The sequence below is a fragment of the Bacillus sp. FSL K6-2865 genome (assembly GCF_040311405.1).
Lineage (GTDB): Bacteria > Bacillota > Bacilli > Bacillales > Bacillaceae > Bacillus > Bacillus velezensis.
This window is the reverse complement of sequence record NZ_CP152036.1, coordinates 838060-863965: the sequence shown is the minus strand read 5'-3', so window position 1 is coordinate 863965 and position 25906 is coordinate 838060. Positions and strand designations below refer to the sequence as shown.

Genomic DNA, 25906 nt, shown 5'->3' with positions numbered 1-25906 from the left:
TTTTTTTACAGTTCGGTAAACAGGCTTTTTGCCGGCGTCCGTTCTTTCGCCTTAGGCTGTTCATCCGGATAGCCCGTTTGAATGATGGCGGCAAAGCGCTCATTGTCAGCAAGGCCGAAGTCTTGGTGCACCTGTTTGTCATACATAATGCGGCCGCTTTTCCAGACCATGCCGATGCCGTTTTCATGTGCGAGAAGCTGAAGGTTTTGAATCATGCCGCTCAGCGCCGCGAAATCATCGTTTCTCGTAAATTCATTTTCATCTTCTTTTAAGACGACCAGCAAAAATCCCGGAACGGCGCTGAGATTTTTTCTCATGTTCCGCTCTTTTTCCTCGTTGAAATCATCTTTTATCTTTTTGAAAAATGAGACGTAGCTGTCCGCAAGCTTTGCTTTTCCCGCTTCGCTTGCTGCGTAGATAAAACGCCATGGCTCCGTCAGCCTGTGGTTCGGTGCGTAAACGGCCGTTTCAAGCATATCTAATATGACTTCAGAAGGTACGGTTTCCGGTTTAAACGACCGGATGGATCTTCTGTTTCTGATTGTATGTGCAAGACTTTCGTTTTGCTGTAATTGTTCGGTTTTCGGCATGCCGATTCACCTTCCTATCCAAATGAAAATGATTATCATTTATAATATAACGGATACGACCGGCTTTTGTAAACCGTTACGGAAGCTGAAAATTGATTGTTTCGGCATACACGGCCGTTCCCGTCATCTTGATGTTCATCTCTCCGTTTTCCTCCGCGATCCTGATTTCCACTTTTCCGTCTTTCCCGATTTCCTGGCCTTGTTCAATCGTGAGGCATTCGGCTTCAGAGCCTCCGTATTGCCGCATATAGGCTGCCATGACGCCTGAAGCGGTTCCCGTGACAGGATCTTCGGTCGTTCCGGAGAAAGGGGAAGAAAAATGGCGTCCGTGCAGATCACTTTCCGGATGAACGGTTTCCAGAGAAAACGGATGAACGCTCGCTTTCGGAAGATCGCGCAAAATAGCGGGGAATTGTGCGTTGTCCGGCACCATATTCCGTGATGCTTTAAGTGATCTCAGCGGAACAATCAGTGTCCAGATCCCCGTTGATCCGTAGACAATCGGCAGCCCGCTGTGAAAATCCTCAGCCGTAATCCCGAGCGAGGCCGCAAGCTTTTCTTTGTCGCCCGTAAACGGCAGAAATTGCGGAGGAGCCTGATCGAGTGTGATGTATACCCGGCCGCTTCGTTCAGCGGCTTTTACGGGAAGAATGCCGGCTTTTGTTTCAATTTGATATGTCTGATCAGCCTGAAGCCTTCCCTTTTCAATTAATGCGTAAAGAGAGGCGACGGTAGCATGTCCGCATAAATTCATTTCGTGGCCGGGTGTAAAATAGCGGATGCGCAGATCGGCTTCCCCGCTTTTACAGAGAAATGAGGTTTCATTGTACCCTGCCATTTCGGCGATCATCTGCATCTCTTCATCTGAATAATCATCTCCGTTAAAGACGATTCCCGCGGGATTTCCCAAATCCGGAATATCGGAAAACGCTTCATATTTAAACACGGTTGCCTGTTTCATTCATCAGCCTTCCTTTCACCTTATGATCATGTTATTCAGTATAACAGAGCAAAATTAGAATTTTTGGTTAATTCTTCGAAAAAAAAGACGCCTTTTAACGGCGTCTTTTTTTGGTTTTTCCGATCAGGCGGGTGACGAGAATCATCGTGACGGACAGCGATCTGTTTTTGCGGTACGCCAAGTATTTCCCGCGCCACTCCGGTTTGTATTTTTCTTTAAAGGCCCGCAGCCCGCTGAAGCTGTACATATACCGGACGTTGTTGAAGATGACGGCCGCGATTCTTTCCGACCAGAAAGATGTAAAAGCCGTACCTACGTTTGACAAAGGCGCCATGCCCATATTGAAGGTAGTATAGCCTTTTTCCTGCGCCCAGAGAAACAGCCGGATGAAAAGCGCGTCCATAATACCGTTCGGCGCGCTTTTCCGATAACGCATCAAGTCGACGGATATCTCGCCTTCCTGATACATCGGCATCAGGTTGGCAAAAGCGATGATCTCCCCTTCCTCGTCTTTCACGTAAGCAATCGGCGCCTGTTCCAAATAATCCCGGTCGAAGAAACCGAGAGAAAAACCTTTCTCTTTTTTCGGTCCGAGCCATTCGTCCGAAATGTCTTTCAGTTTGGCGATAAACTCGGAGGAAAACGGCGGTTCCCCGACATGAAATGTGTAGCCTTCGCGGTCAAATTTGTTGTTAATCGCCCGCAGCCCCGCTTTTTTCTTACCTGAGAGCGTAAAGGCCTCCATATCCACGAACGCTTCTTCTCCAAGCTTGAAGAAGTTATAGCCGAAGTCATGGTACAGCGCCAGATCTTCACGTTCGATCTGATAAAACATGACACTCAGCCCCTGCTTATGCGCTTCATTCAGAAATTCCTCAATCACAAGCGGAAAAGAGTCTCTCTGTCCTGACGGATCCCCGAGCACGACAAGCCTTCTGGAAATCTGGCTGAACAATAAAAGCGCTTTGCCGTCGCTTGAGAAATAAAACCGCTTATCCCCGAGAAAGCCGAGATGGCTGAGCGCATTTCCGCCTTCTTCCGCCAAAAAGGACTTCAGCCGTTCAGGATCGGCCTCTTCTCCGATCGGCTTCGATCTTTTATGATAAAAGAACGTAAACAAAAGGAAAAACAGCGGCACAACAATAATGGCCGTCATCGTGGCATATGTAATGTGCGAATTGTTATGGACGAAATAGTCGTGGCGCAAGAGCCGATTCATTTTATCCCAAATAAAGCCGGCAATGAGATTGTAGTTAAACAAGGCGATAATAAACAGAGCGGCCGCAAAAATCATCTGGCCGAGCGTATACGAAGCCTGCTCTCTGATAAACTGCCGCTTTAACAGCACAAGCAATACGATGACGACAGGCAGAATAAAGATCGCGCTGATGTTCAATCCTTTTAAGAAACTGAACACAAAACCGCCGACCAGCGCGGCAACCGCCATTGAATAAGAACGTTTCGTCCGTTTGTATAATTCAATCGGCAGGATTAAAAGAATCAAAGCCGCGCTTAACGATAACGCGTTAAACGCAAGGAGCGCCGGGCGCGGAATATGCGGGATGACCGTCTCCCTGTCAATCGGCAGGGCGACGGACGCCAGCACGACGACTCCCGCCATGAAAACCAAAAGCGACAGCGAACCGTAAAGTACCCTGATTAAGATAGCGCGCTGGAATACGAGAAGCACGTTCGTCGTTTCCACAGCAGGCGCCATCTTCGGATTTGATTCCAGCCGTTTAAGCGTATTTTCCGTTAAATCGCCAGCCGCAAAGAACAGCCCGAACACAAACGGAATAAATGAATACACAATCCGGTAGATGACGATGGATGTCACAACCGCCTCCTGCGGAAAGCCCATATTCTGCATGCCGAGCAGAAACAGAAGGTCAAACGAACCGAATCCTCCCGGCACAAGACTGATGATTCCCCCGATAGCGGCAATGGCAAATACCCCGAATACATGGCGGACATCCGCGTGAATTCCCATGACATACAGGGAATAATACATGACGACAGCCGCCGCAAACCATTCGGCAAACGATGCCCCGATATAAGAAAAAACCGGATGCCTCGGTTTTGCTTCACCGTCTTCTGCGCCAGCTTTTTTATTGTTGATCCCAGCGGCGATTAAGGCTGCCGGCACAATAAGCGCCACTCCGGCGATAACAGCCCACAGCCACGGTTTCTCACCTGTAATCTCTCCAACCGGCAGAACCCGGGCGATGGTCAGGATACTGAAGACGGACAGCCCGAGCAGCGCTGAGGACGTAAGCCAGGCGATGCCTGCGACGAGGCGTTTTACGTCATTCGTATGTTCTTTGTATAGCATCGTCCGCAGCCCGACACCCGCCAGACCGCCGAATCCAAGGACATTGTTAAAGGAATTGGCGATAAAAGAGACCCTGAATACTTTCCAATTCGGAATGTTGAGGCGAAGCGTCCGTTTCAGCACAAAGTCATAAAAGGACATCGCGCTGACGGCAAGAAGGCCGAGCAGAACGAGAATAAATAAATCGTAACGCTCAATCCCGTTAATAATGTACAGCGTTCGTTTAAAAGAAAGGTCTGTCAATTCCTTTTTGGACTGATAAATGACTAAAAGCAAAACTGCAATAGGAAATAATACTTTTAATATCGATAAGGCATTCTTTTTAGTCAGCAATGTTCTCTCCAATCATCATAAAATAGCTTATTTATTTTAATTCCCCCAATAATCTCCAACATATTATACACTACCACCTCACATTCAAACAAAACTCGTCTGCAACTTTCTTTCTCTGATTAAAATCAGTAATATGATATGCAGGAGTATAAATGAGGAAGTGAGACGATGGATTATAATCTGCATGATACAACAGTATTAAGCGGCGATATTTTTTCTCCTGAGGAACGGGATATTTGGGTGCTGTACATGAAAGTGATGACATCGGCGGGGCTCGGCGATGTATCGGAGTGGATGAAGCTTGATATGAGCATGCCGCAAATGAAAGTGCTGATGCTTCTGAACAACCACGGGACGCTTAAGGTGAGTGACATAGCGGAGAAAATGGGCGCTTCCCTTTCAAATACGACGGGGCTGCTTGACCGTTTAGAAAAATCATGTTTCATTACACGCGCTCCGTCAGAAGAAGACCGCCGTTCAGTCGTCGTTCAATTAACGGAAAACGCGAAAGATATTTTCCGCAGCCTTTATCAAAAAGGACATGTAAAATTGAAGCGTTCATTGGAAACGCTGACCGCTGAAGAAAAACAAACGGTCAATCAAGGGCTTGCCATTTTGGCAAGAGCGCTTGATTCTTCCAAACAGGGATAGAGGTGAAAAAGGCCTGCCGGTATCGGCGGCCTTTTTTTGTTTGACATTTAATTCACTTGAAGTGAATAATATATTCGAAGTGAATTAAAAACAGGAGGATTGATCAGTATGCCGGAGCCATTGCAAACAGAAAAAAACCAGAGCCGGGCCATCACTCTCTTTACGATCGGTGTGTTCATGGCGGCGCTGGACAACGGAATTATTTCCGCTGCTCTGACGACGATGAACAGCTCTTTTGATGTTTCTCCTTCATGGGGATCGTGGGGAGTGACCCTTTACACATTGGGACTCAGTGTCAGTGTGCCGATTGTCGGCAAGCTGTCGGACCGATACGGGCGGAAAAAGCTGTTTATGATTGAAGTCGGGCTGTTCGGACTCGGCTCTTTGCTTGTCGCACTCAGTCAGAGCTTCCCGATGTTTTTGGCGGCACGGCTCATTCAGGCGCTTGGCGGCGGCGGAATTTTTATTATCGGGAGTTCGCATGTGCTGGCCGTGCTTCCGAAGGAGAAACAAGGGAAAGCTCTCGGGCTTTTAGGGGCGATGAACGGTATGGCGGCCGTCCTCGGACCGAATATCGGGAGCTTTTTGCTTGATGTAACCGGATCGTGGCATTGGCTGTTCTTGATTAACCTGCCGATTGCCGCCGCTTTGGTTGTGTGCGGCGGTTTGTTTATCGCTGAAACGAAAGAGCCTGAGGCGAAACGGCTTGACCTCGCCGGCACAATGCTGCTGTCTCTTGCGATCTTATCTTGCATGATCGGCATCACGAATCTCGATGGGGCGAAGCTGTCAGAAAGCATAATGAACGTAAAGGTGTACGGTTATCTTTTGGGAGCTGCACTTCTCTTTCTGGTGCTGCTTAAGGTCGAAAAGCGGGTTGAAAACCGAGGGGGCGATCCGATTCTCGCCTACTCGCTGCTGCAAAATAGAGTGTTTCAATGGACACTCGTCATCGGATTTTTATCGGGAGGGCTGCTCGCTGCGGTCATTTTTATTCCTTCTTATGCGGAGCAATATTTGCACGTATCGGCGGAGAAAGCAGGTTATTGGATGACGCCGCTCGCTTTGGCGTCAGGAATCGGAGCGTGGCTCGGCGGGGCGATCACGGATAAAAAAGGTCCGGTCTTTTCCGCGGTTGTATCAGGCGCCATCGCATTTGCAGGCTTCAGCCTGTTTCCGTTATGGGTGACGGATAAATGGGAATTTGTCACAGCGAGTGTCATTGCGGGGATCGGTTTCGGATTTCTGCTCGGGGCTCCGCTGAATGTGCTTGTATCAGAAACGGCGGGCCAAAACAAAGGAACAGCGCTCAGCACGCTGTCACTCGTAAGGCAGGTCGGGCTGACGCTCGCTCCGGCTTTATATGCCGGCTTCATTACAGCGGGCTTTGACCGGATCGGAGATGACATCAAAAACCGTTTAGCGAAAAGCGGCATTCCCGCTGATCAGGCGCAAACGCCGGATATCGGCGGCGGACTTTCTTCGTTGCAGGAGCAGGTAAGCCGAATCCCCGTTCCCGCTGTCAAAAAAGCGGTTTCTGATGCGATTGAAGCGGGCATTGCCAGCGGCTACCACCATCTTTATACGGCAGCCGCCGTCATTTCATTATGCACGATTGTATCTGCGGCTGTTTTGGCGTTTTTCCGAAAGCCGGCATCCTCTAAGACAGATGCCAGCCCATCCGCCGGGAAAGCTCAGTAATATGGGCGATGTGATGTTCAGAGTGCCAGACATATAGTCCTAGCGCTTGTTCCAGCGTAATCGTCTCTTTAGATACAGGATGGAAGTATGTCCGTTTGAATTGGGCTTCCGTCATGGAGCGCAAAAGAGCGGCCCATCTTCTGTGCAGGATCGCTAACAGCTCAAGCGCATCCCCGCAAGCGGCGGTTTTGGAATCATGAAGATCGGCCCAGCCTTTTTCATCATAAGGACGGATTTCCGGTTCATTCTCCGTTAAGCTTAATTTAAACCGGGTATAGCCGTTCATGTGGCTGTCCGCCAGATGGTGAACCACTTGGCGGACAGTCCATCCCCCTTCGCGGTACGGCGTATCAAGCTGACTGTCCGACATCGCTCTGACAGCTTGTTTCAGTTTGGCCGGAGCGTGTTCCAGCGCATTGATCCATTCTTGTTTCTGTCCGGCCGAAATCGATTCAGCCGGCTGATATTCTCCAATCGGATAGCTGAGAGTTTGTTTTTCCATTTTTGTCTCTCTCCCGTTGCTCGTATTATGAAAGTATAATGGTGATGTCACAGCCTTCCGCTTTCGCTTCACGAAAGACCTGAAGCACACTCTCGGCTCCATTTTTTGTAAGCTGCTTACTTTGCTCAAACTGTCTCCATTCTAAAACGAGGGGGTATTCCACCCAGCCGGTAAGACAATCCCATAAAGCGTCAAGGTTTTCACCGTAGTATTCAGGAAGGGCAAGTTCCTTTTTCAATGTCTGGTGCAGGTCGCTCATACTTCTGATTTGCTCCCCGTTAATAACTGCTTTATTCATACGCGGCTCCTTTCCCATGTTTTTATTCTATCAGTTTACCATTTTCCTCTTCAGAAGTGACCGGAGTCTGCCGCGGTTCCAGCTGGACAATGCCTTGCCCGCCGTCAACGGCCACCCTGTCCCCCGTTTTCAGTTTTGACGTTGCATTTCCGCACCCGACAACGGCAGGAATCCCCAGTTCCCGGGCAACGATCGCCGCGTGGGACAAAGGGGCGCCGACGTCCGTTATGATAGCGGCCGCTCTTGGAAAAAGCGGGGTCCAGCCTACATTGGTTGTCGACGTCACTAAAATTTCCCCCGCCGCAAAAGAATCCCCGTCTTCCGGGACATCAAGGACACGGACAATGCCCTCCACTCTCCCGGCCGCTCCCGCGAAACCTTTTAAAGTGTGCGCATCATCAGTTTCCGCAGGCATAAAAGCATCGTAATAATCCGCTCTTCTGTCAGGATCCTCAGCCCATTTAAACGGATTGAATCTTCCGTTAATAACGGATGGGAACGGCGGCAGTTTTTTATAGGTTTCATAGTTTTGCTTTCTCGCTTGAATCGACGCAACCGCCGGCTCTTTCCCCGCGAGCAGATCGGTTATTTCATGCAGATACAAGAAGAAAATATCGTCCTTCATGCCGGTCATTTCCGCCGCTCTGAGCGCGAATGCTCTGGCTGTCCGGTACACCCTGACAAATTCGGATCTGGTTGTTTCTCTCATATTCGCGTATCCTGACGCTTTTTCCATTTTGGCTTTGAGCCATTTGACCTTATGAGGAAACTTTTCTTCAAATCTTCGGAAGGCCTGTTCATGCGCCCGCTGCTGTTTCAAAAGCAGTTGTTCGGCATCAATACCCGACTCCTTGTGTTCTTTGATCTGCTTCGTCAGCCAATCCCGGTTTTCTCCCGGATGAGGTATGGAAAGTTCGTATTCATGCGGGCCTCGGTGGCCTTGGTTCCTGAGATATTCTTCCTCGCTCATACGGCCTTTCATGACTTGATCAATGCCGATAATCGGCTCCAGGCTTGCCAGTCCGCCTTTTCCCCTTAGATTGGAGAGCAGGAGATTCGCATCTTCTATCCCTGCGAGTTTTGTTAATTGAGAGGTTAACGACGAAGAGGATTGCGCAGAATCACGCCCGCCGGATATTAACGCAAACCACGCGTTGCATAAATACGGATAGACCTCATCATTCCATATCGCTAATAATGCCTGCTCCGTTTCGGCACGTTTCAGCTTTTCCTCAATATTCCGGCACCAGTCGGGCGATTCGTCCAAGTAGGAGGCCATGTTTTTTTTCGCTTGCTTCATTTTCGACAGATACGGTTTCAGTTTTTTCGGGATGATCTTCAAAAGTTCATACTTTGAGAACGGATATAAAGGTATCTTCATTTCCGCCGGGATTTCTCCCAATGTATCGCTCATCATTTTTCCTATTTTTCCGCCTTTCGGATTCAGACCGAAAGCGGCGAGCACGGAAAGAGGCTGGCTCATATTGTTATAGGCTCTTCCGCAAATATTGCCGGACCAGACATAATAACCCGGAATGATGCCCGACTCTTCATCCAGATTCCGGAGGAGCGACCATGTCAGCGGCGTCATCACATCGGGAATCGCTTCTCCTATATTTGTGTTTGTCCATAAAAAATCACCGCTGAAAGAATCATTCCATTCATAGGTTTCCAGATTTCCGGCCTGTAAGGTCGTAATCGGGCGGGATTGAAGAATATACAATGTCCCGCCCGCGGCGGCCCATTCAATATCCTGCGGCCCTCCAAGATCTTTTTCCAGCTTTTTCGCCAGTTTATAGAGCTTTGACGCATATTTGCGAAATTCCCCGGGGCCGTCATATTTTTTCTTAGGCCGTGCCAGTTTAAAAGAATAGGCATCGGCTTCCCCGGAAACGAGCTGCTCCCCGAGACCGTAGACGTAATTGCCTGTCATCTCCCGCCTGCTCCCCGTAATCGGATCTGCGGTAAACAGCACTCCGGATATCTCAGACGGTATCATCAGCTGGATGACGATTGCGATTTCATGCTCATCTTCCATTCCCTGAACGGCGCTGTACGCTTTTACCCTTTCTGACTGTGCCGATCGGCGGACTTCATCAATCGCCCTGGACATGTCTTGATCTGTTTTGACATTCAACACCGTATCGAATTCTCCGGCAAAGGAAGCCTGAGCTGAATCCTCGCTCAGCGCGGATGAGCGTACGGCAAACAACGCAGATGCATGGCGGCTGCGGATGGAATTCACATATTGATCAATAGCCTCTCTCGCCTGATGGCGCAGCTGTCCGTCCTGAAAGGCAGGCGGCAAAATCACAAACCCTTCAGGCACAGGATACCCGCTTTGATACATTTTAGAGAGAATGCTCCCTTTTCCTCCCGCAAAGGAATAAAGTTCGGCCGGAAGTTCTCCGAATGTTTTGACACAGTCATTCATAATGTCCCCGCTCCTTTTTAGTCGTTCATCCAAGCTCACAGTTTTTCTCTTTTTCACTTTTTTTGAAAGTATTTCCTATAAGTATACAATATATCGGTCTTCACAAGGGAGAAAATCGATGGCGTTATGTTGTCATAAATGCATCCGTCAAAACGGCCGCAGCGGGGTCTTCAGCCTTACAGTGAAAGCGCTATTAAAATTAGAGATAGGCTGCCCGATACTGCTTGCCTGGCATTCGCTTCCGGCTTGCCGCGGGGGGTTTCGTTTGCAGGTTATGTCAACTTCCGTATCAAAAAGGCGGCCGAAACGCCGCCTTTTTTTCAGACTGTGCGGCCTTGATGCGCCGCCGTATTTCTTTTGGTCTGCTTCGGCTGATACACTTTCCCGACAAACAGGTATCCGTATCTGAAATGGTTGCACACCCAAGATAAGAAAATGGGACCGAGCGTGCAGATCAAAAATAAAAGAAGGATGGCAGCCGGCAAAGGCATTGATCGCAAATAGCCTTCCAGAAGATATCCGCTGATTAAAAAGTAGGAGTGCAGCAGATAGATTGAAAACGAATAGTTGCTGATCATCATCACAATCGCGGGCACTTTTTTGAGCTTTGAAAACAGATGAAAACACAGAAAGATCATACTGACCGCGTACATCATAATATCCGGACGCTTAGAGGAAATGGAGCCGCCGCTGATATATGAAACGGCCACAATCAATATTGCCGATACGGCCGCACTGAAGTAAACCGCATAACGGTACTGATTGATGAGCGATAAAAAACGCGGATATTCCTTTCCGCAATAAAATGCCAGACAGAAATAAAACACCCAGCCCGGAAACGGAACCCAAAAGAACGGAAAAATAGAATCAAGCCCCGATGATGCCGGCGGATGAAAGATGGAAAAGTAAGCCAGATAGACGGCGTTGATGATAAACGAAACAGACAGCACCCACACGGGAGATGTGTTGTTCAGCCAGCGGTGCAGCAGCATATGGAGAATGTAAAATTGAAAGATCACAAGAATGAAGTAGCCGATGAAGTTTCCTAAAAACACATTTTCTAAAAATTTACCGATCACTGAAACGAATCCGGCTCCTTCTTCCGCCACGCTTTTCATTAAAATGGCATCCACCGCGGCAATAAACAGAAACGGCACGAAAATGACTTTGCCCCTTTTCTTTAAAAAACCCGCGGGAACGCCTCCCGGGTATGACCTGGCAAGCAGAAATTCCGAAATAAAGATAAACGCCGGCGTGCTGAACATCAACAGGGTCCGAAAAGCATCAACCGTATGGGCGGCACTTGCTAGGGACTCTTCCTGAATCATCAGCACCATTGAAACAACGTGAAGCAGAACGACACTTAAACAGGACAGGCAGCGAATTACGAAAATTTCTTTTATCTGCATGCGGCCGCTCCTTTTTCACAAGCGCGCCGGACTTTAGCGTATGCTTGGCGCAGCCATTTTTCCCGCAGCTTGGGTGTGCTCGTTTTGACGACAGAAAAAAGGTTCCGCTCGGCTTTTTGAATGCCGCAAAATTGCAGAATGCCTTTTTTCAGCGTAATCCAGTCCGAGTTTTTCCGGAACCACTTTAAGTACCAGCCCGGGGAATCCGCCGTATAAAAGACCTGTGCCGTCTCTGCCCGGAGCAGTCCTTTTACGCGGCCGTTTTCATATGTGTAGGCTTCTCCGGAGACAAGCACTCTGTCAAAAAAGCCTTTCATAATCGCCGGAACGCCTCCCCACCACAGCGGGTAGATGAAAATGAGATGATCCGCTTCTCTCATCAGTTTCCGGTATTTCTTCGTTTCAGCGTCCCGGTTCATGTCAGAGCGCTTTTTTTCGCCGCCGTACTTCAGCACGGGATCAAATTGGTCGGCGTATAAGTCAATGACCGTATAGCTTTGGCCGCTGTCCTTTAAAGCCATGACGACGTATTTTACGAGAGCCGCATTGAAACTGTTCTCATCCGGGTTTGCATACACAATCACCGTCTTCATATGTCCCTCCTATTATTTCTTAATTTTTACAATGATTATATCATGATGTCATATGAATGAGGCAAAGACACGAGAAAGGCTTTTTCCGTTCTGCTGCCGTTTCGATAACCTCTTTCTGCATATTTTTGCTGATTTTGCCGCCGCGGATTCAATGACAAGCATCCGGCACTTCTGCGTTTTTGAGCGGCCGTATGGTATACTAGCTGTCAAATGAATGGCTTGGAGGACAACATGAGAATTTTAAAGTACGCGATTTTAGGGCTTTTGCGAAAAGGCGAATTGAGCGGATATGATATATCGAGCTATTTTAAGGAAGAGCTCGGCCAGTTTTGGAGCGCAAAGCACAGCCAGATTTATCCGGAATTAAAAAAACTGACGGCTGAGGGATTTATTACGTTTCGCACTGCGATTCAAGGAACAAAGCTTGAGAAAAAAATGTACACGCTGACTGACAAAGGAGAGCTGGAGCTTGCTGCCTGGCTGACGAAAAAAGACCCGATTCCGGAAACGGTGAAGGATGAATTTATGCTGAAGGCTTATTTCATCTCAGCGTTGACACAGGAAGAAGCGGATGAGCTATTCACCGACCAGCTCGTAAAGCGGAAGGAGAAATTGTCCGATCTGGAAAACAGTTATCAAGAACTGATGACATCGTCCGCGGAGGCGGATTCATTTTCTTCTCCTGATTTCGGCCATTATCTCGTACTGACAAAAGCGCTTGAGCGGGAACGGAATTATATTTCCTGGCTTGAAGATATTTTGGCTCTCATCAAAAAAGCATAAACAAAACGGGGCGGCTCTGTATCTGCAAGCCGCCTGTTTACGTTCTGAGAACCGCATTGATAAATGAATCAGCCATTAAAATAAGAAAAAGCAGACTGAAATACACAATCGAATAAAAAAACATCCCCTTCGACCATTGCGTGTCATCCGCCGCCCGAAAGCCTTTGACGCTCCGGTACAGCCAGATGGCTCCGAGCAGGAGAGCGGACGCGGTATAAAACGGGCTGACGTCTATATAAAGAGGAACGAGCAGCGAAACCGCAGTCAGAACGGCAATATAGCGCAGCATTTTTATTTTTGTGGCGCGGTTGCCTTTTATGATCGGCAAAAGCGGAATGCCGGCGGCACGATACTCTTCCTTTCGCCTGATTCCGATCGCCCAGAAATGCGGCGGCTGCCACAAAAACATAATCGCGTATAACAAAATCGCGGGCATATCAATGTACCCGGTGAGCGCGCAATAACCGATTAAAGGCGGAGCCGCCCCGGGAAAGCTGCCGACAAATGTGCTCCAGACGGATTGTCTTTTAAACCAAAGCGTATAAACGACGGCATACAGCAAAAAGGCAAGCAGGCCAAGAACGGCGGTCAGTACATTAAGTGAAGCAAGCATGATGAATCCGCAGGCGCCGAGACATGTGCCGTACAGGATCATGGCCGGCGGCGGTATTTTTCCCGTGACGCTTGCGCGGGTGCGGGTTCGTGCCATCTTTGCGTCCATGCCGCGGTCAAAGAAGTTATTAAAAACAGTGCTTGATGCCATGACCAACGCCGTTCCGATCATGGCAACCGCCATGGCGGCAAATATACCGGGCCCTCCGCCCGTCCTTTCTGACTGAATCCATGCGATCCAAAATCCGCCCAATGCGGCGAGTGAATTTGAGATGATAATCCCCGGTTTGGCAAGAATGATAAAGTCCTTGACCGTCATCCGGTTTCCGTTATGCTTCATCGGCTGTTCCGTCTGTGCTGCATTTGAGTTCATTTGTTCAGGTTCTCCTTTTTCGGCTTATCATATCAGGAAGAATCAGGAAGCGCAATTTATTTTGGACATTTTTCACACAATTGTAAATTGTATATGAAAAGCCGCATCTTGTGACCGGATGCGGCTTTTGCCTTTTTCTATTCAAATTCTGCCCATACAGCTTTTTCAATCCGGCGGATGCCCTGAGCTCGGGCCGGCGATGGCGGCTCCACGCGTCATTTTTGCGCATCACTGAGATGTTCGCTCTCTTCAGTCACTCAAAAGCCGTGTGTATATTGCAAATCGACGTTCTTCTTTCCCGAGCCTTTTCAAGAAAACTTCAGAAAAATAAAAAACCTTGCCGGTTAGACGGCAAGGTTTGTTTCTTACAGTGTAAATGCGATATCCGCCCCTGATACAGGGTCTTTGACGAATACGCCCTCTTCTTTTTCTTCGATCTCAAAGCCGGCATCGGTCAGCGCTTTTGTCACACGTGACAGCTCTTTTTGATGCGGCAGCGCGATGGTGTAATAATCCAGCCCGCTTGCATTTCCCGGTTTCGGCGGCGCATGTTTTCCGGCCCATATATTCAGACCGATGTGATGGTGATACCCTCCCGCTGAAACAAACAGAGCGGACATGCCCGCGTAATTGCCGACAATATCAAAACCGAGAATATCGGTGTAAAACGCTTTGGCTTCCTGTAAGTCCGTCACATGAAGATGGATGTGGCCGATAACAGTTCCTTCTGGGAGACGGCTTTTCCGTTCAGCTCCGGCTTCTTCCAAAAGCCCGTCCACATCGACGGGCGCCGTTTGCATGACATAATTGCCCTCTGCATCCCGGCGCCACGTGCTGCGGGGACGATCGGCGTATATTTCAATACCGTTGCCGTCCGGATCAGACAGGTAAAGAGCCTCACTGACCGCGTGATCCCCCTGACCGAGCGCGATGCCGTTTTCAATCAGCCTGGCCAATGCGATGCCGAGTTCTTTCCGGTCAGGCAGAAGTATCGCGAAATGGTAAAGGCCGGTGACAGACCGCTCCGGCAGAACGACGGCGCTTGGATTTTCTTCAAGCACCAGCAGGACGCGTTTTCCGTCTGCTGACAGTCTTGCTGAACGATCTGTCTGCGAGATGACTTGAAGGCCGATTACATTCCGGTAAAAGCCGAGCGAGCGTTCCATATTTTTAATGGTCAATTTGACATAACCGATTGCCGTATCTTGATGAATGCCGGTCATTTGAACGCCTTCTTTCTTATGCTGAAAAAGTTTCTCCCTTTTTTGATTTGAAAAGGAGCTGATCCAATGAAAGCAGACGGCTTCCTGAAAGCGCTAAATGAATTGACGCAACCAGTAAGATGAAATCAAATTCCGATCCGCCCATAAATGGTGAGGAAAGCTTCGCCGTGAAGATGGCGCCGACTAATGTGACGGCAAACAGAACGCCGATAATGCGCGTTGCCAAACCGAAAAAGATCAGAACCCCGCCGACAAGCTCAATCGTCGCGATGACATAGACCATAAAGGCCGGAAGCCCGATGCTCTGGAAAAATTGCGCAGTTCCTTCCAACCCTTGAAACTTGGATAAACCGTGAACAAAAAAGATAATACCTGTTACAACCCTTAAAAGCAGTGTTCCTGTTTCGAATGATTTATTCATAAAATCCTCCTTGAAAATTATTATCACTTACTTTATGTAAGCTAGTATATATACATAACTTATTTACGTCAAGTAATTTTGTTACATTTAACGAAAATAACTTAAAAGTACTATTTGCCTTCGCTAAAAAAAGACCTCCGCACTCTGTCGGAGGTCTTTTTCCCTATCTATGATTCCCGGAACTGGCTTTCATATAATTCCCGGTAAAACCCGTTCTGGCTTAGAAGTTCGGCATGGGTTCCTTTTTCAGCCATTTCGCCGTCTTTCAGCACAAGAATCTGATCAGCTTTTTGAATCGTGTTCAGCCTGTGAGCGATGATGACGCTTGTTCTGCCCGCCATTAAACGGCCGAGCGCTTCTTGTATTTTCACTTCGGTCACTGTGTCAATGTTGCTCGTCGCTTCATCCAAAATGAGCAGCACCGGGTCTGCCAGCACAGCTCTCGCGATGGAAATGAGCTGTTTTTGTCCTTGGCTGATGCCCGCGCCGTTTTGGGTAAGAACAGTATCATAGCCTTTCGGGAGCCGTTCGATGAACCCGTGGGCATTGGCGGCTTTTGCGGCTTCCTCCACCTCTTTGTCAGAAGCATCCAGACGGCCGTAGCGAATATTTTCCCTGATGGTGCCCTGAAAGAGAAAGGAATCCTGCAGGACAAACCCCATGTTTTTTCTCAGACTGGATCTCGTCAGTTTTTTGATGTCCGTTCCGTCAATGAGGATTTTTCCATTATTCGGCTCGTAAAAACGGGCGATCAGGCTCGTAATGGTTGTTTTACCCGCTCCGGTCGGTCCGACGAAGGCGATGGACTGTCCTTTCGGAACGCTGAAGGACAGGTGTTTTAAGATCGGGCTGTCTTCATGATAGCCGAAGGAGACATCTCGGAATTCAATCTCTCCCGTTTTGATCGGCTGGTACAGCGCATGCTCTTCATCTTCCCGCTCCTCTTTTTCATCAAGCACGTCAAACACCCGTTCAGCCCCGGCGATGGCCGATAACATCGTATTGAACTGATTGGCTAAATCATTTAAAGGGCGCGTGAACTGCCGCGAATATTCGGCGAATACGACGATGGAACCGATTGAAATCCATCCCTTCAGCGCAAACAGCCCGCCGACCGCCGCTATAATCGTAAAGCTTAAATTGTTTAAAGAGTTCATGACTTTCGGAATGAATCCCGAAATTGTCTGCGCCCAAAACCCCGATGATTGTAACGCCGCGTTTTTTTCTAAAAATTGTTCCATGACGCGGTCTTCCCTCGAATAGGCTTTAATGACCTTCGCCCCTGATATCGACTCTTCAATAAAACCGTTCAGCTCGCCGAGGTTTTTCTGCTGCTGCTTAAAAAGCAATCCCGTCCGGTTGGTGATCCATTTAATGCTCAAAAGCATGATCGGAATAATCAAAAGCGTGATCAATGTTAAAAGCGGACTCATGTACAGCATGACGGCGATTGTGCCGACGAATGTAATGACGCTCGACAGCACTTGAATGACGGATGTATTTAAAGTGGAGCTGACATTTTCGATATCATTGGTGACCCGGCTCATTAAGTCCCCGAGCCGCTGTTTATCAAAAAACGGAATCGGCAGCTCATGCAGATGGGTAAACAGCTCGCTCCGCATTTTAAACACGGTGCTTTGCGAGATATTGATCATCCAATAGTTTTGAAACCATAAGGACAATGATTGCACGAGGTAAATCCCAAACAGGATGAACAGCACCCCCGCCAATCCGTCTGTCGTCTGTCCGACGATAAAATGATCAATCGCTTTCCCGATGACGAACGGTCCGAGCAGGCCGAATATGGCGCTTATGACTACCATGATGATCACAAGGGTTAAAAGCCCTTTTTTCTCGGCTACATAAGACCAGATTCTGCGCAGCGTGCCTTTTGTATCTTTTGCTTTCGCGCGTTTTCTGCCGCCTTCATTTGATTTGAGCGGTATTTTCGGATATCGGAAAGGTTTACGAATGTCTTTTTGCATTGTCAGCTCCCTCCTTTCCGAATTGTGATTCATAAATCTGCCGGTACAGATGAGACTGTGCCATCAGCTCTTTGTGCGTGCCTTTGGCCAGCAGTTCGCCGTCTTCAAGCAATAAGATGGTGTCAGCCTTCATCGCAGTCGTTATTTTCTGCGTAATAATCAGTGTCGTGCATTCATAGGATCTGATCGCTTGTAAAAGCTTCGCTTCCGTTTGAAGATCAAGCGCGCTCGTACTGTCATCTAACAGCAGGAGGGACGGCTTTCTGATAAAAGCGCGCGCGATGGAAATCCGCTGCTTCTGCCCGCCTGACAAATTGACGCCCCGCTGTCCCAGCACCGTGTCGTATCCGTTTGACAGCTTCATAATCGTGTCATGGATTTGCGCGTCTTTGGCCGCCTCCATTACTTCATCTAGTGAAGCATCCTCCCGCCCCCAGGCGATATTTTCACGGATGGTGCCCGAAAACAGAAGCACTTCCTGCGGAACATAGCCGATTTCCCTGCGCAGCCCGCAAGCGGAGAATTCACCGATCGGTTTGCCGTCTATGAAAATACTGCCCGAATCAGCCGTGTACAGGCGCGGAATCAGCTGAAAAAGCGTTGATTTTCCTGAACCTGTCGCGCCCATAATGGCAACCGTTTCTTTCGGGCTGGCAGAAAAGGACACGTGATGCAGCGCGTCTTTTTCCATGCCCGGATAGCGGAAGGACACTTCGCGAAACTCAATCCCGCCTGCAAGCGCCCGTGCCGGGTCCTGCCCCGTTCCCTCGCCGCCTTCTGTTTCCAGCACCTCGCCGATTCTTTCTCCGGAAGCCTTCGCCCGGGAAAATACCATGATAAGAAAAGGAAGGACGGACAGCGCGCCTGTAATCCGCGTCGCATAGTTAATGACGGAAACGACATCGCCGACCTGCGCTCCGCCCTGAGCAATGCTTTTGGCGCCGAACCATAAGATAAACAAAATACAAATGTTCATCAGCAGCATTAAAATCGGCATCGCCGCTTCCACGAGACGAAAAGCGGAGACCGTTTTTTCCATCAGCTTCGTATTCGATTTCAAAAAACGTTTCACTTCGTGGTTTGCACGGAGGAGCGCTTTAATCAGTTTGATCGCCTTCAGGTTTTCCTGCATGATCGTGTTGACCTGATCAAGCCGCTTTTGCACAGACCGAAACAGCGCGCCGCCTCTTTTCAGCACCCACAGCAAAAACAAAAGCAAAATCGGCACCGTGATCAGCAGAAAAAACCCGAGTTTCGCATTGACGGTCAGCGAGAGAATAATGCCGCCCGCGATCATTAACGGCGCACGAAGCATAAACCGGAGACTCATGAAAAGCATATTTTGGACCTGTGTCACATCGTTTGTCAGCCGGGTGATAAACGATGTGGATGAGAATTGCGCAAACGTCGAATAAGAGAAGGATTGAATTTTTTGAAAAAGCCCTTTTCGCGTATCATACGCATAGCTCTGGCTGATGTGGGCGGAGTAGAATGAATTTAAAATGCCCGATGCGAATGAAACAGCGGTCAGTCCGATCATCACGCCGCCCCACAGCCAAACCGTACCGAGATCCTGCTTTAAAATTCCTTCGTCAATGATTTTCCCGATCAGCAGGGGCTGTATCAGCTCTACCGCAAGCTCGATGAGCATGAAAAACAGAGCGATTCCCGCTAAAAGAGAATACGGTTTTACATATGATAAAGCCTTTGACATGTGTAAGCCTCCAAATCCTTTGTTCAATATGTATGTATATTTATTTTATTTGTTTGTCTTAAATGAATAAAGGATTAACCCTTGAACTCCCACTTTTATTATGTATTTTGTGTAAAAAAAGCGGAAATCATTGAGGATAAAAATTGAGGGAATGAAGCGTGCAGATATATGGAGGCTGTCTTATCTTTTCTTTTTACCAGCTCCTGAACCGGAGCCTTTTATTTTAAAATGACTAGCGGAGCCTTTAACAGACGTCCGCTAGTCAGATGATCATTCATACCGTGTCATTTCATCTAACGAATAAAAACGAGAGCGACCCCGAATCCTTTATCAGCATCAAACTCATTGATCACTTTCATGACCTGCCAGCGCTGGTTTGGAGCATCAGATTTTGTTGCAATCCCGTTATGAGCGTGAATAAAATCTCCCGGTTTCACAGTCTCATCGCATCTGACATATACCTGGCCGATGAGTCCGACAATGTTCCACTCGTCTCTCTCTTCTCTTGAAGCGTAGTCTTCTTCAGGCCGAAAGTCCGGATTTTCCTTTGGCGCCATGACCGTATGGCCGTTCGCATCTTTCTGTTCTTCATAAACATAGCCGCCAAATTCATTCTTTACGTATCGTCCCGACCAGTGAAAACTCGACTCGCCAAGAATCACTCCGGCGGTCTCGGAAATGACCCCAAGCATGAGGTCACCTTTTTCAGCCGGTCTGATCTTATCACCTTCAAGTGTGACAAGTGTTCCCGTCGGAATCTTTTCCCCTCTCAGGCTTTCAAAATACTCGGCGTAGTCAGAGAATGTCGAGGAACCTGTTACGCCTCCCGTAGCCTTAATTGTTCCTTCTTTTGCGTGAAGCTCAATCTTTCTGTTGGCTGATGACGGAGTGCTGCCGGCACCCCAGCCCCATACAGTTGAGTTCGCATTTGGGTTAATCGTATTATATGAACCGATTACTCCAGATTGAGAACCTCCTGCAGCCTGTCCCCGGACAGAACCGACGACAAAGCCATTAGTTCCTGTAACATGGGAATCTTTAGATGCCATAACAGAAGATCCTTTATGTTTAAACAACTCATACGGTGTTTTTTTACCGCCTACATGAAATGTTGTTTCATATCCTTGAAAATCAATATTTGATATATTCAGATCCGGACCCGAAGAATAGAGTCCGACCGTTCCGCTGCCGGCTCCCAATCTATGCCCGTATACATTGCTCACTGTACAATTATCAACGCCTCCGCCAAAAGCAAGCCCCGTCGTGCCGCCGTCAACTAGAAAAACGCCGTCAATCATGCACTTACCTACCGCATTTTCTCCGCCAAGAACATACAGATCATGAGCAGCGGAGCGGAACCCGCGGATCGTAATATTCTTCAGATTGACATACCGCCCTTTGTAATAAATCATAATGATCGTGTCATTGCTGTAATCGTATGAACGATCTTCACAAATAGCTTGGAAATTCACTATATTAACTGAATCATAGCCCGAAACAACCAACGCACTCGCTCCGACGCCTTTATATATAGAATTTTGTTTAGGATTTGTTGCCTGACAATTTACTAATTGGACATCATGGGCAGTTTTTGATGTCGGCTCAGCCGATAAATGATGGCCAATATGTCTAATGCAAAAACCGATCGCATTTTCGTAAGCACGGCAATTAGCCAGTTGAACTCGTTTAGCCGCCGGTGCATAGTCATGCGCCTTAATTTCAAAACCGCGTGCACCGCCAATTGCAACACAGCTATCTACAAATACATCTTGAGAACCGTCATCGATCTCAAAGCAATTTGAATTTGACGTGCCATTCCCATTGCCCATCGGGTGATAGGAAACACAGTGGCTGAAAGTAGTGTGGAATCCAAAATGACAAGTAAAGTTATCATCCCCGGACCCTGTTGCTTCACAATGTGAAAACGTTACAAAGTTACAGCCGTTGGGCTGATAATAAGTTGGATCATCTTTTTCTCCATGTCTGTTATAGTTCGGGCTTGTAGAATCAAAGCCGTGCAGGCCGGCGTTCTTCGCAAACACATGCTCGACAAAAGAATAGTCAACATTCGCAAAAAGCAAACAGCTTGAAGTGGGACCTTTCGGAATCTTCCAGCCGGAAGGACGCGTATCCTTGTTCCAATCCAAAGTGAGATGGCCGACATAAATATTTTCATTACCGTTCGTATAATCACTGTTGGTCAGAACAGAATGGCCGACCGGTGTTTCGTCTAATAATTTAATGACCGTTCTTTTCTTGCCTGCTCCGACAAGCATTGTATTTGAAGGAACAAACAATCCCGATGTTCTGAATACACCCGCGGGAACTGTTACGACATAACCTCCGTCGGCCATGGCATCATGAAATGCCTGCGTATCATCCGTTACGCCGTCACCTTTAGCTCCAAAATCCATAACGTTCCGCTCTGTCACATGTTCAAATCTGTTTTCATACATTTTAAGTCTTTCGTTTAAATTTTCATAAGTTGACGTGCCATTGCTAAGCGCAGCACCGATTTTGCTGTCAATCGCTTCAAAGTTTTGAGCAATGCTTTCAACCTCAATCCCCTCCGTTTTATCGGGTTTGTAAAGTCCTAAGAAAGTCGTATAGTTTGTCATTGCCTTGCCTCCTATTTGTTAATTGCTATTTAAAATACCGCAGAAGTCATTTCGTTTTTTGCACCCTCTCATTTTCACTCCTGCATGTACAGGTGGCAAAGGTATGACAAATTCATACATTTTTTCAAAACATAAAAAGAGCGCCGGATTAACAAGCGCTCTGCACATAGTCTGCTGCTGCAGTATTTTAACCGTTCAATATTTTCTCGACACGCTCCCGCATTTGCGGAACGCCTAATCCGACAATGACCTGAAGCGCCCTGCCTTTTCTGACGACCCCGTGGGCTCCCAGCTCTCTGAAATCGGCGTCACTTTTGACCTTTGATTCATCAGCGACAGTGACGCGGAGACGGGTGGCGCAGTTGGTGACCTCCGTAATATTGTCCTTTCCGCCCAGCGCTTCAATATACAAAGCGGCTGTATCCCGCTGTGTTTCGTCTGCCGCCGCTGTTTCTTTTGAAGCCTGCTTCCGTTCTCTGTACTCCTTTTTCGAATAGAGCTTTGTTTCCTGCCCTTCCTCTTTTTCTCTGCCCGGTGTGACGATGTTGAATTTGAGAATGAGGAAACGGAAGACGAAAAAGTAAACAGCGGTAAAACACAACCCGATGATGATCTGGTATACATACGTCAAGCCGTGGCTTGACGCCAGCGGGATCCAGTTCAAGGTCGCAGCTTCGATCAAACCGCCCCCCATATTTCCGACGACGCCGGCCATATACATGACGGTTGCCATGGAAGCGGCAAGCAAAGCATGAACCGCAAATAAAAACGGAGAGATAAAAAGGAATGTAAATTCAATCGGCTCTGTAATTCCCGCGACAATGGACGTCAAGGTGACCGGGATCAATAGACCGGCGACGATTTTTTTCTTTTCCTTTGAAGCCGTGGCGTAAAAAGCGAGCGCGATTCCCGGAATGCCGAAGATTTTCGAGTTGCCGTGAAGCGCGAAGCCCCCCTGCGGGAACAATTCTTTCAGCGGTTTGACGCTTTGAGAGTATTCCCCGAGATGCTGCGCCCAATAGGTGACGATACCGCCTTCAGCCACAGCCGGACCGTAAATAAACGGCGAGTAAATAAAATGATGCAGGCCGGTCGGAATTAAAATCCGCTCCAGGAACGTGTAAATCCACACGCCGATCGCCCCGGAAGAAACGAGAAAACTTTGCAGCGAGCCGATTCCGGACTGAACCATCGGCCACACGTATGCCACCGCAAGTGAAATCGGTATCATAATGAAGAAAGAAATGATAACGATGTAGGAAGATCCTTGAAAAATCCCCAGGAAATCCGGCAGTTTTTTATCAAAATAACGATTGTGCAAATACACGACAATAGATGAAATAAAGATGGCGCCGATAATATTCGTATCAAGCGTTTTGATGCCGGCGATCATCGTCAGCCCGCTCGTTCCGCCGGCTTCCTGATTCATATCGACGTGAAAAGCCCCGCCCCAAACCGTCAGAATCGCATTGATAAAGTAATTGAATGTCAGATAAACTGTAAGCGCTTCCAAACAGGCCCGCGCCTGCGCTTTTTTCGCTAAGGCGACAGGTATGCCGATCGCAAACAGGAGCGGCATTTGATTAAAGACGGTCCAGCCGCCCTGTTCAATGACGTACCAGCATTGATACCAAAGCCCGTCAGGATCAGCCAGCGGCCCCATCAGCGTTTTATTTTTAAACAGCGTACTCAGACCGACAATAATACCGGAAAATGCAAATAATAAAACAGGCACAAACATCGCGCTGCCGAAGCGCTGGACTTTTTGCATCATTTCACGTGACCTCCCGCTATTTATCAAAATTTTCGAGCTCTTTATAATCAACATATGCGCGGAATAACGCTTCGCCCACCAGAAAAAACGGGGCAAATGCGACGATTTCCGTTTTATCGCTTAACGTCACCGGCTTGCTGGTCGCATAAAGATTATACGGCGTCGTTTGCGCCAGTACGTTGTTTTTCAGATTGGTGATTGAAATAAACGGAACTCCCTTTGCGGACAGGGTCCTTACCTGCGGAATTAATTCGGGTGTTTCGCCTGATAAAGAAATAATGATGAATACGTCATCAACCTTAAAATCATCACACATGATATCAAACTCTGTGATGTCCTGAATTAAAATCAGATACTTCCGCCGGGATACAAACATCCGCTGCAGCTCACGGGCGCACACCCTCTGAGCCGTCCCCGATCCGTAAACGAAAATCCGTTTTGCTTCATCTATCAGCCGGCACATCTCCGTCATATCTTTTGACTTCACGTATTTTACATTGGCTTCAATATCATCCAGCAGCTTTTCAAACGTCATATTCTCGCCCTCTTCAGGCTGATCCTCCCATTTCAGAAAAACCCGGAATTCACTGTAGCCGCTGAAGCCCAGTTTTTGGGCGAGCCGCAGGATGGAAGACCGAGAGACATTGCAGGCTTTCGCCATGTCATTGATACCGAGATGGTAGCACGTATGTTTATGATTCAATATATATTTTAAAATATAAAAATCGTTGTCATTTAATTTCGCGTAATGCTGGTTAACCAGTTCTTCAAGACTCATCCCAAAAATCCCCCCGTTTTCTTTCTATTATATAGAATAACAGATAAAGAAAACGGGGAAGATTGTCATCAGGAAATAGGAGACGGACTCACATCAAGCTCAGGCCAGTAGTCCTTGTTAGCCTCCATCAGATCTTCAAGAATCAGTCTTGCCACACGGGCATTCGGCACTGTTTTTGACAGGATCAGCGCCTGCCACAGCTTTTGAAATGACCGCTCTTCCCACGCTTCAGCCGTCAGTTTTTCGACAGACACCTGCTGTTCCATCAGGCCTTTTTGAAATTGCGGTATGTTCCCGACTGAGAGCGGTTCCGGTCCGTTTGAACCTACGAGACAAGGAATCTCAACCATGGCTGACGGATCAAAGTTTGCGATCGCGCCGTTATTTTCAACGATTAACAGCATTCTCTCCCCTGTGTTGTAAGCGATGGCCCGGGCAAGGTCGACGATATAGGAAGCATGATCATCAATTTTAATTTCACTGTTCTCCGATGATTGTTCGCGCGTAATCATATCGCATTGGTTGAAAATGAAAGCTTCCCGCCCTTCCATGACTTCGTTGGCTCTCGTATGGTTCGGATTTGATTTTTTTACCATATCATCCGGGAATAAGTAATATTGCAGATATGTGTTCGGAAGCGTATCCGGATCAGCCGCCTGAACGTCGCGCGCTTTTTTGAATGTGTCATTCCAGCTTGCTTCAGTCTGTTCGGCCTCCGTCTTCGGAACGTAGCCGTATTCACGGACATGCTCTTTCAGCTTCGGCATTAAATCATTGCCATGCCGGTCTGTGATGGACGTCCACCAGCCAAAGTGGTTCAAGCCGTAGTAACGGACGTTCATTTCTTTTCGTGAAGATAATCCGAGGATGTTCGCCATGCGATCCTCAATTCCGACCGGCATGTCGCAGATGTTCAATATTTTTGAATTCGGTCTGAGGCGCCGTGTAGCTTCGGCCACAATCGCCGCCGGATTGGAGTAATTCAGCATCCATGCGTCGGGCGAGTACGTTTCCATATAATCAAGAATCTCCAGAACACCGCCGATAGAGCGCATGCCGTATGCGATTCCGCCCGGCCCGCATGTTTCCTGGCCGACCACGCCGTACTTCAGCGGGATTTGTTCATCGAGCGCGCGCATCGCATATTTTCCGACGCGGATATGCGCCATGACGAAGTCAACATCCGTAAAAGCCGTCTCTGGGTCATCAGTCGCCAGAAATTCAATGTCCGGCGCTTTTTCTTTTATAAATACCTCACACGCACCCGCAATCCGCTCCTGCCTTTCTTTATCATTGTCATAAAGTTTCAGCTTTCTGATCGGAAACTCTTCCAGGTGATTCAAAAGCATTAATACAATTCCGGGGGTAAATGTGCTGCCGCCGCCTGCAATAACGATTGAGAATGATTTGTCTGTCATGTGAAGCCCTCCTCTGATAACGTTTACATTTTATTTATATCATGAGAAGGTCCGATCTGTACCGGGTTTGGAGGAGTTAGATCATTTAATCAATTTTAGTTATTTTTCTCAAAAAGCGGGAAAGTTCCCACAGGTACGAAAAAGGCCTGCTGTCATCAGCAGACCCATTCTCAAAAATGCTCTTGTAAATCAGAAAGCAGCACTTCCTGCTCAAATTGCGGATTTCCGATCGGAAAAATTCTGGCTGTTTCCTTGTCTTCGTTGACATGCTGAATATAAATCGGAACTCCTTCGTACGTCACATACGCCATGGCGGCGGATTCTGAAATGTCTTTCGCACGCTGTGTATTCACGTCTCAAACCTCCTTTAGGCCTCACACATAACGTGTCCGGCAGCCAAGAG

Annotated in this window: 21 protein-coding genes; 3 read left to right on the top strand and 18 right to left on the bottom strand. The window is 48.0% G+C overall.

Features of this window, described 5'->3' with window-relative positions; genetic code table 11:
• Nucleotides 1-5: 5 nt before the first annotated feature.
• The 3 genes from NYE42_RS04200 to mprF form a co-directional block, all read right to left on the bottom strand.
• Nucleotides 6-590 (bottom strand): nitroreductase, encoded by a 585-nt coding sequence (locus NYE42_RS04200; RefSeq protein ID WP_007408549.1) that lies wholly within the window; start codon nucleotides 588-590, stop codon nucleotides 6-8.
• Nucleotides 591-666: 76 nt separating this feature from the next.
• Nucleotides 667-1551, bottom strand: a complete 885-nt coding sequence (locus NYE42_RS04195) for a PhzF family phenazine biosynthesis isomerase (RefSeq protein WP_062623296.1) — start codon at nucleotides 1549-1551, stop codon at nucleotides 667-669.
• Between the two features lie 94 nt (nucleotides 1552-1645).
• Nucleotides 1646-4216 carry a bifunctional lysylphosphatidylglycerol flippase/synthetase MprF gene (mprF, locus tag NYE42_RS04190; RefSeq protein WP_144664954.1) on the bottom strand — a complete coding sequence of 857 codons (2571 nt, stop codon included), beginning with the start codon at nucleotides 4214-4216 and terminating at the stop codon, nucleotides 1646-1648.
• A 168-nt stretch (nucleotides 4217-4384) separates the two neighbouring features.
• On the opposite strand from mprF, the gene NYE42_RS04185 reads away from it, so the two are divergent.
• Both NYE42_RS04185 and NYE42_RS04180 read left to right on the top strand, forming a co-directional pair.
• A complete protein-coding gene (locus NYE42_RS04185) occupies nucleotides 4385-4867 on the top strand; it encodes a MarR family transcriptional regulator (protein ID WP_012117110.1) in 483 nt (160 codons plus the stop codon).
• A 108-nt stretch (nucleotides 4868-4975) separates the two neighbouring features.
• The gene (locus NYE42_RS04180) at nucleotides 4976-6568 is read left to right on the top strand and encodes an MFS transporter (protein WP_352426781.1); all 1593 of its coding nucleotides are present in this window, start codon (nucleotides 4976-4978) and stop codon (nucleotides 6566-6568) included.
• Here the strand turns inward: NYE42_RS04180 and bstA are convergent.
• The 5 genes from bstA to NYE42_RS04155 all read right to left on the bottom strand — a co-directional run bounded on the left by bstA (nucleotide 6528) and on the right by NYE42_RS04155 (nucleotide 11804).
• Nucleotides 6528-7070, bottom strand: a complete 543-nt coding sequence (gene bstA, locus NYE42_RS04175) for a bacillithiol transferase BstA (protein WP_144464541.1) — start codon at nucleotides 7068-7070, stop codon at nucleotides 6528-6530. The two genes, NYE42_RS04180 and bstA, sit on opposite strands and share 41 nt — an antisense overlap.
• A 25-nt stretch (nucleotides 7071-7095) precedes the next feature.
• On the bottom strand, nucleotides 7096-7368 hold the full coding sequence (locus NYE42_RS04170; RefSeq protein ID WP_033575012.1) for a ribonuclease inhibitor Barstar: 273 nt from the start codon (nucleotides 7366-7368) through the stop codon (nucleotides 7096-7098).
• Nucleotides 7369-7390: 22 nt separating this feature from the next.
• Nucleotides 7391-9802 carry a PEP/pyruvate-binding domain-containing protein gene (locus NYE42_RS04165; RefSeq protein WP_265451331.1) on the bottom strand — a complete coding sequence of 804 codons (2412 nt, stop codon included), beginning with the start codon at nucleotides 9800-9802 and terminating at the stop codon, nucleotides 7391-7393.
• 320 nt (nucleotides 9803-10122) lie between these two features.
• Entirely contained in the window at nucleotides 10123-11211 is a 1089-nt protein-coding gene (locus tag NYE42_RS04160) for an acyltransferase family protein (RefSeq protein ID WP_144464545.1), read from the bottom strand.
• Entirely contained in the window at nucleotides 11202-11804 is a 603-nt protein-coding gene (locus tag NYE42_RS04155) for an NAD(P)H-dependent oxidoreductase (protein WP_144464547.1), read from the bottom strand. The genes NYE42_RS04160 and NYE42_RS04155 overlap by 10 nt, the downstream gene beginning before the upstream one ends.
• Nucleotides 11805-12035: 231 nt before the next feature.
• Between NYE42_RS04155 and NYE42_RS04150 the strand changes: the two genes are divergently transcribed.
• Nucleotides 12036-12587: a PadR family transcriptional regulator gene (locus NYE42_RS04150; RefSeq protein ID WP_012117104.1), complete on the top strand. Its 552-nt coding sequence runs from the start codon at nucleotides 12036-12038 to the stop codon at nucleotides 12585-12587.
• Nucleotides 12588-12624: 37 nt separating this feature from the next.
• Here the strand turns inward: NYE42_RS04150 and cyoE are convergent, their stop codons facing one another.
• From cyoE to NYE42_RS04100, 10 genes are all read right to left on the bottom strand, one after another.
• On the bottom strand, nucleotides 12625-13572 hold the full coding sequence (cyoE, locus tag NYE42_RS04145) for a heme o synthase (protein WP_342497260.1): 948 nt from the start codon (nucleotides 13570-13572) through the stop codon (nucleotides 12625-12627).
• Nucleotides 13573-13937: 365 nt separating this feature from the next.
• A complete protein-coding gene (locus NYE42_RS04140) occupies nucleotides 13938-14795 on the bottom strand; it encodes a VOC family protein (protein WP_032870709.1) in 858 nt (285 codons plus the stop codon).
• A 16-nt stretch (nucleotides 14796-14811) separates the two neighbouring features.
• Nucleotides 14812-15216, bottom strand: coding sequence for a DoxX family protein (locus tag NYE42_RS04135; RefSeq protein ID WP_032870707.1), 405 nt, complete (start codon nucleotides 15214-15216; stop codon nucleotides 14812-14814).
• Between the two features lie 167 nt (nucleotides 15217-15383).
• Nucleotides 15384-17201 carry an ABC transporter ATP-binding protein gene (locus tag NYE42_RS04130; protein ID WP_265451336.1) on the bottom strand — a complete coding sequence of 606 codons (1818 nt, stop codon included), beginning with the start codon at nucleotides 17199-17201 and terminating at the stop codon, nucleotides 15384-15386.
• Nucleotides 17182-18915 (bottom strand): ABC transporter ATP-binding protein, encoded by a 1734-nt coding sequence (locus NYE42_RS04125; protein WP_352426780.1) that lies wholly within the window; start codon nucleotides 18913-18915, stop codon nucleotides 17182-17184. Before NYE42_RS04125 ends, NYE42_RS04130 begins: the two co-directional genes overlap by 20 nt.
• 293 nt (nucleotides 18916-19208) lie before the next feature.
• Nucleotides 19209-21533 carry a peptidase G2 autoproteolytic cleavage domain-containing protein gene (locus NYE42_RS04120; protein WP_352426779.1) on the bottom strand — a complete coding sequence of 775 codons (2325 nt, stop codon included), beginning with the start codon at nucleotides 21531-21533 and terminating at the stop codon, nucleotides 19209-19211.
• Between the two features lie 187 nt (nucleotides 21534-21720).
• Nucleotides 21721-23307 (bottom strand): alpha-glucoside-specific PTS transporter subunit IIBC, encoded by a 1587-nt coding sequence (locus NYE42_RS04115; protein WP_352426778.1) that lies wholly within the window; start codon nucleotides 23305-23307, stop codon nucleotides 21721-21723.
• Between the two features lie 16 nt (nucleotides 23308-23323).
• Nucleotides 23324-24085, bottom strand: coding sequence for a MurR/RpiR family transcriptional regulator (locus NYE42_RS04110; protein ID WP_007408530.1), 762 nt, complete (start codon nucleotides 24083-24085; stop codon nucleotides 23324-23326).
• 68 nt (nucleotides 24086-24153) lie between these two features.
• Nucleotides 24154-25503, bottom strand: a complete 1350-nt coding sequence (glvA, locus tag NYE42_RS04105; RefSeq protein WP_007408529.1) for a maltose-6'-phosphate glucosidase — start codon at nucleotides 25501-25503, stop codon at nucleotides 24154-24156.
• A 170-nt stretch (nucleotides 25504-25673) separates the two neighbouring features.
• On the bottom strand, nucleotides 25674-25856 hold the full coding sequence (locus NYE42_RS04100) for an H-type small acid-soluble spore protein (protein ID WP_003155535.1): 183 nt from the start codon (nucleotides 25854-25856) through the stop codon (nucleotides 25674-25676).
• Nucleotides 25857-25906: the final 50 nt, after the last annotated feature.

Bases quoted from the DNA above. Each gene is read 5' to 3' on its own strand.
- NYE42_RS04150 (WP_012117104.1), top strand. From the start codon at position 12,036: ATGAGAATTTTAAAGTACGCGATTTTAGGGCTTTTGCGAAAAGGCGAA.
- NYE42_RS04110 (WP_007408530.1), bottom strand. From the start codon at position 24,085: ATGAGTCTTGAAGAACTGGTTAACCAGCATTACGCGAAATTAAATGAC.
- bstA (WP_144464541.1), bottom strand. From the start codon at position 7,070: ATGGAAAAACAAACTCTCAGCTATCCGATTGGAGAATATCAGCCGGCT.
- NYE42_RS04115 (WP_352426778.1), bottom strand. From the start codon at position 23,307: ATGATGCAAAAAGTCCAGCGCTTCGGCAGCGCGATGTTTGTGCCTGTT.
- NYE42_RS04120 (WP_352426779.1), bottom strand. From the start codon at position 21,533: ATGACAAACTATACGACTTTCTTAGGACTTTACAAACCCGATAAAACG.
- NYE42_RS04160 (WP_144464545.1), bottom strand. From the start codon at position 11,211: ATGCAGATAAAAGAAATTTTCGTAATTCGCTGCCTGTCCTGTTTAAGT.
- NYE42_RS04195 (WP_062623296.1), bottom strand. From the start codon at position 1,551: ATGAAACAGGCAACCGTGTTTAAATATGAAGCGTTTTCCGATATTCCG.
- NYE42_RS04185 (WP_012117110.1), top strand. From the start codon at position 4,385: ATGGATTATAATCTGCATGATACAACAGTATTAAGCGGCGATATTTTT.
- NYE42_RS04155 (WP_144464547.1), bottom strand. From the start codon at position 11,804: ATGAAGACGGTGATTGTGTATGCAAACCCGGATGAGAACAGTTTCAAT.
- NYE42_RS04170 (WP_033575012.1), bottom strand. From the start codon at position 7,368: ATGAATAAAGCAGTTATTAACGGGGAGCAAATCAGAAGTATGAGCGAC.
- NYE42_RS04135 (WP_032870707.1), bottom strand. From the start codon at position 15,216: ATGAATAAATCATTCGAAACAGGAACACTGCTTTTAAGGGTTGTAACA.
- NYE42_RS04125 (WP_352426780.1), bottom strand. From the start codon at position 18,915: ATGTCAAAGGCTTTATCATATGTAAAACCGTATTCTCTTTTAGCGGGA.
- glvA (WP_007408529.1), bottom strand. From the start codon at position 25,503: ATGACAGACAAATCATTCTCAATCGTTATTGCAGGCGGCGGCAGCACA.
- NYE42_RS04140 (WP_032870709.1), bottom strand. From the start codon at position 14,795: ATGACCGGCATTCATCAAGATACGGCAATCGGTTATGTCAAATTGACC.
- cyoE (WP_342497260.1), bottom strand. From the start codon at position 13,572: ATGAACTCAAATGCAGCACAGACGGAACAGCCGATGAAGCATAACGGA.
- NYE42_RS04130 (WP_265451336.1), bottom strand. From the start codon at position 17,201: ATGCAAAAAGACATTCGTAAACCTTTCCGATATCCGAAAATACCGCTC.
- NYE42_RS04200 (WP_007408549.1), bottom strand. From the start codon at position 590: ATGCCGAAAACCGAACAATTACAGCAAAACGAAAGTCTTGCACATACA.
- NYE42_RS04165 (WP_265451331.1), bottom strand. From the start codon at position 9,802: ATGAATGACTGTGTCAAAACATTCGGAGAACTTCCGGCCGAACTTTAT.
- NYE42_RS04180 (WP_352426781.1), top strand. From the start codon at position 4,976: ATGCCGGAGCCATTGCAAACAGAAAAAAACCAGAGCCGGGCCATCACT.